At 67.1% G+C, this 15,164-nt stretch carries 6 protein-coding genes; all 6 read right to left on the bottom strand.

Features of this window, described 5'->3' with window-relative positions; genetic code table 11:
* Positions 1-404: 404 nt before the first annotated feature.
* Positions 405-1,358, bottom strand: a complete 954-nt coding sequence (locus tag FS769_RS13410) for an RHS repeat-associated core domain-containing protein (RefSeq protein WP_144834221.1) — start codon at positions 1,356-1,358, stop codon at positions 405-407.
* Between the two features lie 825 nt (positions 1,359-2,183).
* Positions 2,184-3,098, bottom strand: coding sequence for a hypothetical protein (locus FS769_RS13405; RefSeq protein ID WP_144834219.1), 915 nt, complete (start codon positions 3,096-3,098; stop codon positions 2,184-2,186).
* A gap of 571 nt (positions 3,099-3,669) precedes the next feature.
* Complete coding sequence (locus FS769_RS13400; RefSeq protein ID WP_186325552.1) at positions 3,670-4,821, bottom strand: hypothetical protein; 1,152 nt, start codon at positions 4,819-4,821, stop codon at positions 3,670-3,672.
* A 1,044-nt stretch (positions 4,822-5,865) separates the two neighbouring features.
* Positions 5,866-6,453 (bottom strand): tetratricopeptide repeat protein, encoded by a 588-nt coding sequence (locus FS769_RS13395; protein WP_186325551.1) that lies wholly within the window; start codon positions 6,451-6,453, stop codon positions 5,866-5,868.
* A gap of 15 nt (positions 6,454-6,468) precedes the next feature.
* Positions 6,469-13,053, bottom strand: coding sequence for a PA14 domain-containing protein (locus FS769_RS13390; protein ID WP_144834213.1), 6,585 nt, complete (start codon positions 13,051-13,053; stop codon positions 6,469-6,471).
* A gap of 289 nt (positions 13,054-13,342) precedes the next feature.
* On the bottom strand, positions 13,343-15,160 hold the full coding sequence (locus FS769_RS13385) for a thioredoxin domain-containing protein (protein WP_144834211.1): 1,818 nt from the start codon (positions 15,158-15,160) through the stop codon (positions 13,343-13,345).
* Positions 15,161-15,164: the final 4 nt, after the last annotated feature.

The raw sequence follows: 15,164 nt of genomic DNA, 5'->3' as shown, positions 1-15,164 counted from the left end.
CAAGAAGACGCCACGACATCCGGGCCTGAGAGCGTCGAAGCCTTGAGGGGAATGGAAGTCCGCAAGGGCAAGGGTCGGTTCCCAGTCACTCATTCGCAACTCCGCGGCTCGCGCTTTTTGCATATGTGGCCTTCGGACACCTCAACGTCAGCCGTCTGCGCTGAGCGAAATTTCAGACACGTCCGGAGAACCAGCATCACGCCGTCGGCGCCGCTCGATCACGAACCTGAGGAGTTCGCCCAGCGCAAGAACAAGAAGAAATATGAGCGACAGGAGCCAAAACCACGGCATCCCTTTCACTAATGGCCACACGCATAGGATGAGCGAAGCCGGGCCCATGGTGATGAGCCAGAAGAGGCTCCGCCGCGGTGAGACACCTCTCATTATCTCAGTGCTAGTTTTCTTCATTTGACTCTCCAACCTCTGCTACCTGTTTTAAACATTGAACCCCCGGACCGCCATCCCGTGGCTGACGGCAGGGCGAAACCACTCGCTCGGAGCGCGGATCTCAGCCCGCTAAGCGCGGCGCTCACTACGCGCTGTCGCGCGGCCTGAAGGGGAACGCCTAACGCGCCGCGAAGTGGTGCGCCTGCGACGTACCCCACCGCCTCGCTCGCTGTGGTCTTGTAGCCCATCGCTCGGTCGATGACAAAATGTGGGACCACGTTGGTGAGCAGACCAAATGCTGCCCCGGCGGCGAAAACACATCCCACCCCGACAGTCCCTGCGCAAACAGCCGCGGTCGCGGCAACCGTCAGTACCCCAGCCGCAATATTCATGGCCGTGTGTGCCAGTTCTCGTCGGTTGTCCCAGACCCACTGGTTGGCGGCTTTGAGCGCCTGACCGGCCACGCTCGCGATGTCATCCCACCAGGCGCGCCCGCTCAGGTCGCTGTAACCGATCGGATCCGTCGGCCACACATAGTCGTTGTCGACGCCACCCTCGACCGGGTCGACCTGCAGGAATCGACCCAGCGTCGGCACGTACAACCGGGCGCCCATCTCGACGATCAGCGTGTCCTCGGTCGCCTCCACCAGCTTTTGCGCACCCTGATGCCAGCCCGAGGTCTCGTCGACCACGCCCGACGCGTTCGCCGCAGCCGTGCCGATCGCCAAGGTAGCGGCATCCAACGGCTGACCGAACGGGTCGTACAGCTGCACCCCCGTTGACGTCGTCCCGTCACCGGTCGTGAGGGTGTGGCCCTGCAACGACGGGTACGCCCACGTCGACGCCCCCGCCGACGGCACATCCACCGTCACCCCACCGGGCAGCGACAGCATCCACACCGAAGACGCATCCGCCGACACCACCGCCACCGGGCTATCCCCGGCACCGGCGTACAGGTACCGCTTCGTCACCGCCGGCGCATCACCCGCCGGATCCACCGTCCGCGAGACCACACGACCCGCCGCATCCCGCACCAACGACGTCCGCGAACCCTTATAGGTCGCTATGGCTCCGAAGGCGCGCCTCAACTCGCCGCTTTCGGCCCACGCCAGACGCATTCCATGCGGTCGTGCCGTTGGCGAACGTCGCGGAATCCAACCGCCTATCGAATGAGTCATACAGGTGCAATCACCGCGTCGAGTGCCGGTGTTCGAGCGAAGACCGTCGCGACAGCCTTCGGACCCCTGGGTTGTTCGGCTGTCACCTTCCGCGTCCCTCGTTTCGGGAGTTCCGTCTGCGTGGCCCATCACCTGCGCCCGCTTCAAGACCAAGCCAACGGTTGATTCGCTCCGCCTCTTCACGTGCGCAGCCAAGGGATGTGACCGTTCCACTGAGCGTTCTGACAGCGCCGGCAACCTCGACTTCTATAGCTCCGCTCTGCCACGACCCGCTCACGACCGGCCACCCGAAGACATAGAACCAACCTCGATAAGGGACGGCATAAGCCCGGCGGATCATCGATTTCTCGATGACGCTTGTTTTCCACCACCCCACAACGTGAAGAGCGTCCACACCAGGAAAGGCCCCGGTCCGCCAGACGCGCAACCAAGCCCACCCGTAGAACAGCAAAACAGGGCTCGAACAAGTCGCAAGGAGGACGAGCTCTGCGGGAGTTGCGCCCGAGGTCGCGACGACCGCCGCGGTTGGCAACATCCCCATGAGTGCGCTGGAGACACCGAGACGGCGAATCCGACCTCCCCGTCCCATTTGTCGATCTACTTGCTTTGGCGCAGTCATCAGGCGTAGATCTCTCCGCGCTTCGGCGCGCGCCGGTTGACCGATCGCGGTGTGGCGGGTGCCATAGGCGAACTCACCGGGGTGCGTCGCGATACCACTCCCCAAGCATTGGCCGTAAACACCTCGGCCAACCGCCCGTAAGCGCGAGCCGCAGCGGCCGTCGGCCGCAACGTCGCCCTTGTGACACTGCCGGCCCTAGAGAAGACCACTTTGGTCGAAATCACCAGCACATGAGCAGCAGCAACCGCTTTGGAGGCGAGCCCACCGGTTACCGCGCCGGCAACCTCAATTGCGACTCCTGCAGCATCACCCTGCAGCGCGTATCCGGCCCCCTTGACGATAGAGCAAATCGTTCCAGCAACACCGAATGCGAACATGCATCCGAACTCAAGGGCCTTGTTGTCCGTAATTGCCCGCCCGACGTCTTCCCACCAGGCGCGCCCGCTCAGGTCGTTCTTCCCGATCGGGTCCGTCGGCCATACATAGTCGTTGTCAACGCCGCCCTCGACCGGGTCCACCTGCAAGAACCTGCACAGCGTCGGCACGTACAACCGGGCGCCCATCTCGACGATCAGCGTGTCCTCGGTCGCCTCCACCAGCTTCTGCGCACCCTGCTGCCACCCCGACGTCTCATCGACCACACCAGACGCGTTCGCCGCAGCCGTGCCGATCGCCAAGGTCGCGGCATCCAACGGCTGACCGAACGGGTCGTACAGCTGCACCCCCGTCGACGTCGTCCCGTCCCCGGTCGTCAAGGTGTGGCCTTGCAGGGAAGGGTAGGCCCATGTCGGCGCCCCGGCCGACGGCACATCGACCGTCACCCCGCCGGGCAACGACAGCATCCAGACGGACGAGGCATCCGCCGACACCACCGCGACCGGGCTATCGCCCGCACCGGCGTACAGGCACGACAAGTTGGACGCTCTCGGTCCAGCGACAGTTGCCGCCCGCGCTTGAATGATGAATGAGGCGACGCCGACTACCACGACGTCGACAGACTGCGCACGCCTCACAACGTGTCCGGATCGTTGAGGTCGAAGCGCGGCGGCGCGAGCCGAGCCGCCTCGCGTATAGACCGACGCAGTTTGAGGACTGTACGCAGCCGGCCCACTGTGGAGGGGAAGTCCCTGCATCGACCAGATGTCGTCCGAATCTCGATAGTCGCGATGACGCCAGCGACAGGTAGCCAGCCCACTGCCGTCTTCGCCATAAGGCCTTGGTATCGCGTGTAGCCTACTGCGGCAATTTCGGTGTATGGAATGCGGTAAGTGCGATACCAACTGCGGATCTGGATGGCATCCTCCATTATCACAACACCCATGAACCACGGCCTGCATATCCAATATAGGAAGATCACATAGAATAGCCACGGCAATCGGTCCGACTGGCTCGACGCTTCAGCAAACGATGTCACGGCGATGCCAACAACCCCAAAACAAGCTCCGCCCACTCGCGCTCCGCGCGCCGAGCCAGGAATTACATTCGTCACGCGACCCGGGCCCATCTTCTCATCAGTGATGATTGAAGCGCGGGAGCGTAGGATCTCCACTTTGACACTAAGGGTCGAACGGCGTCAGCGGTCGCATTGTTGGCGATATTCATCGCAGCATTCAAGGGTAATTCAATCTGTGACTCGGCGGCCCGGTATTTTGCGCGGTACTGAGCGCGTCCCGTTAAGGCGCCCACCTGCCGGACTAAGCGAACTCTTGCCGTGGCTTCTATAACGGAGGCAGTCGCTTTCAAAGCGCTTTTCATCCCCACCGCGCTGACCGCGATGCCAGCGGCGGAAACTGCAGCCTCCCCCCACCTTCCTTGCGCTAGGTAGGAAAGTGTCTCGACGACGGCACAGGCGGTCCCGATCGCGCCCGGGATGAAACCACAAGCGAACAGAGCAGCCTTTCCAACAGAGGAATCAGTGATCAGCTTGCCGACATCCCCCAGGCTCCAGCGCCCGCTCAGGTCGTTCTTCCCGATCGGGTCCGTCGGCCACACATAGTCGTTGTCGACGCCCCCCTCGACCGGGTCGACCTGCAAGAACCGACCCAGCGTCGGCACGTACAACCGGGCGCCCATCTCGACGATCAGCGTGTCTTCGGTCGCCTCCACCAGCTTCTGCGCACCCTGATGCCACCCCGACGTCTCGTCGACCACACCCGACGCGTTCGCCGCAGCCGTGCCGATCGCCAGGGTCACGGCATCCAACGGCTGACCGAACGGGTCGTACAGCTGCACCCCCGTCGACGTTGTCCCGTCGCCGGTGGTCAGGGTGTGCCCCTGCAGCGACGGGTACGCCCACGTCGACGCCCCCGCAGACGGCACATCCACCGTCACCCCACCGGGAAGCGGCAACATCCACACCGAAGACGCATCCGCCGACACCACCGCCAGCGGGGTATCGCCCGCACCGGCATACAAGTGCCGCTTCGTCACCGCCGGTGCATCACCCGCCGGATCCACCGTCCGCGACACCACACGACCCGCCGCATCCCACACCAGAGACGTGCGCGAACCCCTGTAGGTCACGGTGCCGATGTGCTGGTTGTCAGCGTCGTACGAGAACCGCAGATCAGCCAGACGTCGCGTGTTGCCGCGCACGTCGAATGCGGGCGCACTTCGATCGGCAGCGGCCAACGTCATCACAGGCAACCTATTCGCACAGGGGTGGCGTCGTACTCGCGAGCTGGGGAGGTCCATGCGGGCCATCTGTGCAGTTCACGGGCGTTGGCGGGTGCGAAGTGTGCGTAATCACCGCACACGAGGTAACACGCGCGGCCAGACTTGAGCGTTCGCGCACCGCCGAAGACGACGCATCGCACAACCCGCTCCGCGAACGCCTGATCCTCCTCGTCTGACGAAAGGTCGGACCAGAACACCTGCCCCAAGGACAGGAACGCCAGACGTTCGTCCAAGAGAATGAGTTCGACCGGCAGCCCAGAGCCGTCACGACTCTCCGCGAAGATCAGATCCCCGCTCCCCAGGGCGTGTTTCGAGATCCGGCCGTTTGCCTGAAGCAGCCGCAATGTTGCGCGTGACTTCGATTCCTCGTTCAATAGGGCGACCTTCCGCGGAAGAGGTTGTAATGGCCCTTACCCGGTCCCGCAACCTGGAAGATGGCGTGTGTGGTTGTGCCGGTTCTCATGGGGCGGCATCCACGGCAGACTCAACGGGTCGTGTACCGAGGCGGTCGATGTCAGATCTCCGAGCTGCGCTCGCTAGTCACTCAGCCTCGCGAGCATCGCGTTCTGCCGGATTCTTCGCTCGCCTCTCGTTTCGTACGTAGCGAACGATTTCGAAACACGCGAGAGTGACCATCAACGCAGCCGGGAACGGTATGAGCCACAATGTGTGTGGAAATAACGTGGACACTGTGACGAGGATTGACGCGGGGGCGATACATGCATACCAAACGAGTCGCCGCCTTCTAGTGAAGCCAGCCATGAACTGTTGCCTGTAATCATTCACTTGACGTTCCATCCTCGGCTCCCTGTCGAAAAACTTCCCCGCCCCGTCCGCCACCCCGCAGAGTTAGCTGAGCCGCTTCGGCCCACCACTGCTTTCAGAGCCTGAGCCGCAGCGGATAGAACCGCTTGACGGATCTTGCCGACGGCTATGCCCGCTCGACACCGTCGCCGCTGATCTGTTCCCGCAACGACGGGACCCCCAGTCGACAACACCGACCGCCTAAAGATTCCTCAACTTCGCGCGCACCTCTTCGAGCTGGATGGACGCCCTCTGCTCTCCGGTCGCGACTGCCGTCTCGAGGGCGTCCGCCGCCAAGGCAAGTTCGCCGGACTCTACATACGCGTCAGCCAGTTGCCAATTACACCTCGGGTCGAGCGCTGCCGCCCGCGACAGGTAGTTCGTCGCTAGACCTACGTTTTTTTCACTGAGTTCGAGGGTGCCAATATTCACTAGAGCATCGACATTTCGAGAATTAATGTCGAGGGCAGCGAGGTAGTCTGTTCGCGCATTCTCAAAGTCCCCCACGAGCTCCCAGCACAACCCTCGATTGACTAACGCCTCATCGACTTCGGGGATCGACTTGCCATACGCGTCAATCGCGCCGAGGTAGTCACCAGATTCGTAAAGAATTTGCCCCAGGTTGTAGTAATTCGTCGCGTCCGCGCCACCAAGCCGAAGCGCTGACCGAATATATTTTTCGGCGACAGGGAAATTCCCATTTTCGAACTCAATTTGCGCCATTTCTTCCCAGCGCGAAACGCTTTTTGTCTCGTCGCCCGGACTAGAATCGTTACTCGGGACGTTCATCATCTTCTCCTGACCTCACTTCTTCTGCTTCCACGTGGGGGCTCGACGCTTTCGGTCATTGACTACCTGCGCCTTTCGAGCCTGCCCCTTCTGATGTTTGTTGAGCGACGATGGCCTGGCATTTTTCGTGTGCTCTTTCGGCTGAGAATTCTCGCGCTTGCGCGCGAACAGGGTACCTAGCCCGCGCTGGAAGCCGGGCGTCGAGGCGATCGAGACCAGGATGACCACGACTACGACAGCCGCGAGTGCCGCCCAACCCCACGGTCCGAAGGCGAGAAGTGGGGCGGCCGCAGCGAGAGCGAACTGACCGCTCAGGTCGTTCTTCCCGATCGGATCCGTCGGCCACACATAGTCGTTGTCGACTCCGCCCTCGACCGGGTCGACCTGCAAGAACCGACCTAGCGTCGGCACGTACAACCGGGCGCCCATCTCGACGATCAGCGTGTCTTCGGTCGCCTCCACCAGCTTCTGCGCACCCTGATGCCACCCGGATGTCTCATCGACCACGCCCGACGCGTTCGCCGCAGCCGTGCCGATCGCCAGGGTCACGGCATCCAACGGCTGACCGAACGGGTCGTACAGCTGCACCCCCGTCGACGACGCCCCGTCGCCGGTGGTCAGGGTGTGCCCCTGCAGCGACGGGTACGCCCACGTCGACGCCCCCGCAGACGGCACATCCACCGTCACCCCACCGGGCAACGACAGCATCCACACCGAAGACGCATCCGCCGACACCACACCGACCGGGGTATCGCCCGCACCGGCATACAAGTACCGCTTCGTCACCGCCGGCGCATCGCCCGCCGGATCCACCGTGCGCGACACCACACGACCCGCCGCATCCCGCACCAACGACGTGCGCGAACCCTTGTAGGTCACCGTGCCGATGTGCTGGTTGTCGGCGTCGTACGAGAACTGCAGATCGGCCAGACGGCGCGTGTTGCCGCGCACGTCGTACCAGATCTCATCCGCACCGAACCCGTCGGTGATCTGATTCGCCCCGGCGACAGTGCCGCTGTTCGCCGTCGACAACAGCCGGTCGGCCCAGTCGTAACAGAACTGCATCGTCGCCACCTGCGCCGTCGTCGAACCCGGCGCGGTGTACGCGTCCACCGAGCGCGTGCGGTGACCCGACGCCCCGGCCCACGCGTTCGGACCGCACCCGCTGGATGAAGCGAACTCGTACGACAGCTCGTGCCCGGGGATCTTCGCCGAGACCAAGCGGCCCGCGCCGTCGTAGCCGTACGTCGAGGTGTACGACTGGGTTCCCTGGGTGAAGCTCTCGCGCACGATGCGTCCGGCGAGCGATCTCGTCACCTCATCGGTGATGGATGCCGCCGAGGGGAACGACCACGTCTGCGATCCGATGCTGCCGCGGGTGTCGTCCCACGCCACGGCGAGCGCGGAGCCGCCCCGATACGACACCTGCGACACCCGCTGCTTCGCGTCGTACACGACGGAGGCGTAGGTCTCACCGCGGAACGAGACGGACGTCGTCTTTCCGTCGCGGTCGTAGGTGAAGCCGGTCGTCGACGAGTCGAGGCTCCCGCCGCTGGTGACGACCTGCAGCACGCGCCCGGTCAGCGGCTCGTACTCATGCGCGGTGGTCGTGCCCCACACGTCGGTGTAGGCGATCACCCGGCCCAGGAAGTCGGAGCGCGTCGTGATCGACGACCCGCTCGACCCCTCGATCGCCTCACCGGTCACGACGACTCGGGTGCCCTCCGCCGTCGCGGTGTAGGTCGTGGTGACGGTGCGCGTCGGCACACCCGCGCCACCGATCGACGTGTGCTGCGTCACTCGACCGCGCGCATCGACGGTGCTGCACGACCAGCCGGTGTCGCCCGTGACCCGCGTTCCCGCGGTACGCCCCATCACGTCGTAAACGTAGGAGGTCACGATGGCGGTACCCGTCGCGGGCGTGGGGCCGGTGGAGCTCTTCAGCATGCCGAACTGCCGCGTGCCGGCGGGAACCCCGCACGTGTCGGCCTCGAGCTGCTCGAGGTCGCCGTAGTACGCGCGGGTCGTCCTCGTGGCATCCGTCGTCGATCCCGAGGCGGCGACGGCGGGCAACGTCTTCGACAACTGACGCAGCCACCCGGTGCCGTTGATCTTCTCGAACGCCGCCGTGCTCTTCAGCGCCAGCCCGGCCGGGTCGACGACGTTCTCGGTCGCCTGACCCACCACCGGATCGGCGTAGCTCGTCGCGGTCGTAAGCGAGGGGGCAGCTGCTCCGGCGACCGACGTGCCGTCGGCGACGACCGTCGAGGTGACCAGGCCGTAGTCGGGTCGCAGCTGCGCACCCGGCACGATCGTGAAGTCGCCGTTCGACGGCGTCGACCACTTCAGCTGCAGCACGGCGTAAGCCGTCGTGTCGAAGTACTCCAGGCGGATGCGCCGCACCTCCCCCGCCGAGACCGTGAAAGCAGCGCTCGTCTCGTCGGTCGCCCCCTGAGGGCGCCACCGGTCAATCACCCGGACGTCGTCGAGCCACACCCGTGCGCCGTCATCGCTCGTGGTGCGAAGGCGGTAGGTGCCCGCCTCGGGGAAGGTGATGAGACCCGTCAATCGGAGCGACCAGTGGTCGGCCGAGATGCCCGCGATGGGCGCGGTTTCACCCCAGTCGCGGTCGACCGCTCCCCCGCTCACGCCCTCGAGACCGAGTCCGTACGCCTCGGGCTTGCCCGACAGCTTCTCGGTGTTCGAGTAGTACGCCGCCTGCAGGCCGTTCATGCCGCCGTCGTAGGTCGTTGTCGACGACGGGGGCACGATGCCGCATCCCTGCAGGCTCTCGGATTGCGAGACGGGCATCCCGTCGCTGCCGAAGCACGCGGCGGGTGCGGCCCCGTACGCGGCCACCGGCCGATCGGTGCGGTCGTAGATGCGCGTGGAGACGAGGCCCGTGGCATCCGTCGTCCGTCGCACGAGGTCTTTCGACGCGTCCCACTGCTGGCTGGTCGACACGCCCATGGCGGTGGTCGATGCCGTCTGGCGCCACGAGACGTCGTAGGTGACGGTCTGCGACGGACCCGACAACCCCGCGATGGTCACGGTCGTCTGACCCGAGCCGTAGCCGTAGGTCCGGGAAGGACGAGCGGATGCCGTGACGCCGTCGGGAGCGGGAAGGGTCACGCCGACCGCGCGCCCGCTGTCGTAGGCGATGGTCGTCGAGGCCGGATCGTTCGCCGAGGCCGTAGCGGTGAGGGGCCGCCCGTCGTTCGCCGTGGCATCGCGGATCTGGCTCAGCAGCCCTCCCGCGTTCTCGTAGCCGAACAACGTGAGCTCGTCGCCGGGATCGAGAATTGCCGCGAGCTGCCCGTTGCCGTTGTAGAACAGGCGCGACTCGGAGCCGTCGGGGTACGCGATGCGGCACAGCATGTCGACGGGGGCCTTCGCGAAGCCGTCTCCGGAGCGCTCGGGGCAGGCCGTGCGATCGCCGCTCTGATAGGTGAAGGCGACGGCGCGCAGGTACTGGTCGCCGCTCTTCGACACCGGGTCGACGATCTGCGTCGTGACGCCGTTGGCGTTCAGCAGCGCCTGCGGTGCGGCGGCCTTGCGCACGTCTTCGGGCGGGGTGGCGGATGCCACGCGCCCCTCCTTCGAGAACTGGTAGACCGTCCCGTCTTCGTCGGTGAAGACGACCCAGCCGTTTCCGTCGAGCGAGAGCACGCCGTACTCGCCGGTCGGCGGCGTGTAGCCGCCCGCCGCGACCTTCGTGTACGTGTGCGACTTGCCGGTGACGTCGGTGAGGACGACCGACGCGTCGGTGATCTGCGCCGAGACCCAGCTCGACGCAACCCCCGCGAGCGGCACCGACGCGCCCCACCCCTGCGGCAACGTCGTCACGCGCTTCGTGAACCAGTCGGGCGGGACGTTCATGCGCGTGGAAGCGGAGGCGCCCTCGGGCGTGTATTCGACCCAGAGATCGACCGACGCGATCCCGACGCTCTCGTAATACTCGACCTGGATCGGCTTCGCCCCGCCGGCGCCGGTGACGGTCGCGCCGTCGGTGGTGGTCTGCGAACCGTGCTGCCACCGGTCGATCAACTTGCGTCCGTCGTAGGTGACCCGGATGCCGTCGTCGTGCGAGGCCCCGAACCGCACCTCGCGTCCGATCAGTTCGGGCGGCAGGGTCACGAACCCAGTCCACCGCGCGAGGAAGTAGTCGGCGGGAAGAGCCTCGGCGGGTACACCGGAGCCCCACTGGAACGACACCGCGGGGTCCGTGCGGACCATCGCCGGGACCTTGTCGGCGAAGGTGTATCCGTCGGCAGAGGAGGGCGGGCTGCCGTTCACTCGAGCGTCGAAGTACTCCGCGAGCAACCCACGGTTCGCCTGCGGCACCTCTTGCGAGTTGTAGGTGAACGACATACCCATCGCGCCGCCCAAGGTCTGCACCGTCGGCGAGGCGAACGAGACGTTCACGTTGCCGTTCGAGAGGTTGGTCGTGACCGCCCCGGCCGTGTCGTAGGGCGACGGGCCCGAGGCGCCGAGGCGGAGATCGGTGCGGAGGCGCCGCACCCACGTGTTCTCGGTCGTGGTGTCTTGGCCGTCGTTCGTGGTGACGGTCCACGAGTAGACGCCGCCGTCTTGCAGGGTTCCGGCGGGGACGGTCCACGAGGCGACGCCGTTCACCGCGCTCACCCAGCCTGACGTGACCACGGCGCCCGAGCGGGCGTCTTGACCGGTGGCGATCTTGAACTGGTACGTCATCGAGCCGCCGGTGCCGTCGGTGTCGGAGACCGCGCCGACCTGCAACTGCGGCGTCAGGGTCGTGACGGTGGTCGGGGTCTCGGTGACCGGGGAGCCGGGCGTCGCGGTCGCGGCATCCGGAAGGGGAACCTGGTTCGTCGTGAAGCGGTAGACGGGCGACTGGGTCTCTGTGCTCTGGCCGAGGTGACCGTTGACGTCGTCGACCAACCAGACGCGCCAGTAGTAGGGCGTTCCGGTCCGCAGGATCCCCCAGGGCACCTGATACTGCGTCGCCCCACCCCAGGCCGACCCCGCGATGAGATTGGACATGCCGGGGTCGGTCGCCACCTCGAAGCGGAACCACTGCTGGCGACCACCAGGGTTGGTCGCGGTCAGGCCCAGCGTGGGGGTGAGGCCGACCCCCGTCTGATCTTCGCGGGGGCCGTTGCCCCACACGTGGGGGTAGTCCCACGAGTGAACCCACAGGTTGGTGTCGACACTCTTGAGCGAATACGTCGAGCCCTCGTAGCCGCCGATCATGAAGGCGGGTCGGTCGCCGATGCGCAGTTGGCTGGCCAACCGAGCGGCGACGCCGGTGCCGTCGGTCCATGCCTGACCGTCGCCGAGCGTGAACCAGCCGAGATGCGGTCCCATGCCGTTGTACGAGAAGGCGCTGGCGTGCTGCACCCAGCCTTGCTGAGCCGACCGCGTTCCGCCGCCGTCCCACGCGACGCCGACGGCAGCGTCCGCGATGAACTGACCCGGCAGCGAGCCATAGTCGTACGAGACGACCGATCGCCAGAACCTGTCACGATTTCCCTCGCGCGTGTTGCCGATCAGCGTCGACCCGTTACGCACGGTGCCGTCGGACTTGTACGCCGTGGTCGAGCGGGGGGTCATGACCGTGGGATCGATGCGCACCGGGTACACGCGTTCCGGGTCGCGCAGCCAGTCGCGATCGGCGCGCAGGGTGTAGCGCCACGAGCCGTCGGCTGCCTGTCGGAGCGACGCGTCGAGAGCGACCGTCGCGTCCTCGGAAGCGCCCTCCACGCCGCTCGAGTCGAACGCGACGGGAGTCGGGATCATGAGAACCTCGGCGCCGTCGGCATCCGTGAAGGTCACCGAATCCGCCTCGCCGAGGGTCGGAGTGAGAGCGCCGGCGTCGATGCGCCACGTCCACGACGTTCGCCACGTGGGTGCCGCGTCGAGGACGACGGACTCCTTCACGGCACCGGGCTCGATGCGGTACTCGAGATCGGATGAGCCGACCACGTCGCGGTAGGTCAGCTGCTTCCAGTCGTCCCACCACCAGAACGGCGCCGCCACCTCACCCGGCTCGGCGCCCATCAGCGAGAACGACACGTCGTGGCCCTGTCGCGTCACCGTGACACCCGGCGCCTCGTCGGGACCTCCGCGGAAGACGGGAGCGAGGGGGTGGTCGTCGACGGTCCAGGTCTGGCCGTCGCGCGAGACCGAGGTGTTGATGTCGGACCACGCGCCGTCGCCCTCGCTTGCGCGCTCCGGGTCGGTGGTCAGGCGGGTGATCTCACCGCCCGACGGCGCGCGGTAGGTCGTCGAGGTCTCGGACTCATCGATGATCTCGAGCCCGTCGGTCGACGGCGTGAAGCTCTGGTCGAGGGGCACCTCCGAGGTCGGCGGCGGAGTGACCGTCTCCACCGCCGAGGTCGGCACGTCGGTGGGCGGCGAGGGGATGTCGAACGAGCCCGCGGGCAGCTGCGGCGCAGTGGACGCCTCATCGGTCGACGGAAGAGCCGGACCGTCGGTGACCGGCGCCACGGCATCCGGCTGCGACGCGGCCTGCGCGGCGTCGACCGGGACGGCGAACCCGACGAGGAGGGCGGCTGTCGTGACGACCGACACGACAGCGAGACGAGAGACAGAGAGCACACGCACCCCCGGGGCCCGCCAACGTGGCGGTCAACGTCGTCTGTATCCAGACGGCACTGATCGTGCGCATAGCGTTCACTCAGGGAACGGGCGTCGCCGCGGAATTCCGCGGGGCCGGCGCGAGAGAATCACCTGCCCGTTCAGCCCACTCCGGGCGGGTCACGCTGGGGTCCACCGGAAGGGGGACAGGCGCGGGTCGACCGCCCCGTACTCCGTCGCCCCGCGCATCTCACACGGCCGTGCGCGACCGCCTGAAGCGGCGCTCCCGCGCCGCCTCGCGCCCCGCGCGTCAGACCAGCCGCGCAGTATCCGTCGTCGGCAGGGCGCAGGCGAACGCCCGGCAGTCGTAAGCGGTCGCCTCGCCGCCCTGCGCCACCTTGCCCTCGAAGAGCTCGAAGCCCGCCTCGGCGAACGCCTGAGCCTGGGCGGGTGACACGATCGCGACGACGTCGGCGTTCACTCGTCGCGCGGCCTCGGCGATCTCGGCATCGGCCTCGCCAACCACCACCACTTGGCGCGGCGCCGCCGCGAGCCCCACGGCGACCTCGAGGATCGCTCCGTGTGCGAGGGGCGACGACAGAGCGACCTCGGCGGCAGCGCGCACGAGCGACTCAGCCGCGTCGCGGTAGCCTTCGCCCGCGCCGAGGCGCCAGAGGTCGAGGGCCGCGGCCGCGAACACCGACGGACCCGAGGGCGAGGCGCCGTCGGTGGGCACGGCGTGCGACTGCATGCCCTGGGCGACGAGCACGGCGTCACCGCCTCCGGGTGGGTGGATGCCGTCGTCGCCGAGGCACAGATCGACGAGGGCCCGCGCTCGCTCGGCGTAGGCGACCTCACCGGTCGCGCGGGCGAGGGCGAGCAGGCCGCGCGCGAGCCCGCCGTAGTCTTCGAGCGTCGCGGGGGCGGCGGAGCGGGTCTCCTCGAGCGAGGCGCGGCGCAGGGTTCCGTCGTCGGCCACGTTGCTGTCGAGCACCGCGTCGGCGGCCCACCGGGCTGCTTCGAGAAAGCGGGGGTCGGTGCGGGCGCCGGCGGCAGCGAGAGCGGCGATCGCGTGGCCGTTCCAGCCGCTGACGACCTTCGCGTCGAGCGCCGGGGGCTGCAGGCCGGATCGGTCGACGGCGCGGTAGTACCCGCCCTCGTTGCGGGCGCCGTCGATGATCGACTCGGAGTCTTGAGCGGCGGCGATGCCGCCCGACGGCAGCTGCAGCACGTCGACGACGAACCGGGCGGCGTCGGTCGCCGAGGCCTCGTCGCCCGCGGCGAGGGCGACCTCGATCAGACCGGCGTTGTCGGTGAGCATGCGCTCGTAGTGCGGCACGCTCCAGTCGCGGCGCGTGGCGTAGCGGAAGAATCCGCCGTCGACGGGGTCGTGCAGGTCGGAGCCCGCCATGGCCGCGAGCGCGCGGGAGGCGACGGCCGCGGCATCCGGAACCTCGGAAGACAGCGCGGGGTGCTGCAGGAAGCGCAGCACGGGGGTGTTGGGGAACTTCGGCGTCTCGAAGGCAGGGCCGGCGGCGAAGCCGGCGTACTCGCGGTCTTCGCGCGCGGCGACCGTGCGGGCGGCGGCCGCGAGCTGGTCGAGACTCGGCGGGGCGTCGGCGGGGGCGGATGCCGCGGCCGCGAGCGCCTCGCGCAGCGATGCCCCGGTGGCGTCGACCTCGTCGCGCCGCTCGGTCCAGGCTTCGCGCACGGCGGCGAGCACCTGGCGGAACGAGGGCTGCGGAGGCCGAGGGGCGGGCGGGAAGTAGGTGCCGGCGTAGAAGACGCGCCCCTCGGGAGAGGCGAACACGGTCAACGGCCAGCCGAGGTGCGGGGTGAATGCGGAGGCGGCGTCGAGGTAGGCGGCATCCACCTCGGGATGCTCTTCGCGGTCGACCTTGATCGACACGAAACCGGCGTTGAGCTCGGCCGCGGTCTCGGCGTCTTGAAACGACTCCCGGGCCATCACGTGGCACCAGTGACAGGTGCTGTAGCCGATCGAGACCATCACGGGGACGTCTCTCTCGGCCGCGAGCGCGAACGCCTCGGCCCCCCAGGGGAACCACGCGACGGGATTGTCGGCGTGGGCCCGCAGGTAGGGGCTCGAGGCGTTCGCGAGGCGGTTCATGCGC

It is taken from the genome of Microbacterium sp. BH-3-3-3 (genome assembly GCF_007679045.1).
Classification (GTDB): Bacteria; Actinomycetota; Actinomycetes; order Actinomycetales; family Microbacteriaceae; genus Microbacterium; species Microbacterium algihabitans.
Note: the sequence above shows the minus strand (reverse complement) of the source record. Positions and strands in the feature narration are given on the sequence as shown.

Coding starts and splice junctions, on each gene's coding strand:
- FS769_RS13400 (WP_186325552.1), bottom strand. CDS start 4,821: ATGACGTTGGCCGCTGCCGATCGAAGTGCGCCCGCATTCGACGTGCGC.
- FS769_RS13385 (WP_144834211.1), bottom strand. CDS start 15,160: ATGAACCGCCTCGCGAACGCCTCGAGCCCCTACCTGCGGGCCCACGCC.
- FS769_RS13395 (WP_186325551.1), bottom strand. CDS start 6,453: ATGAACGTCCCGAGTAACGATTCTAGTCCGGGCGACGAGACAAAAAGC.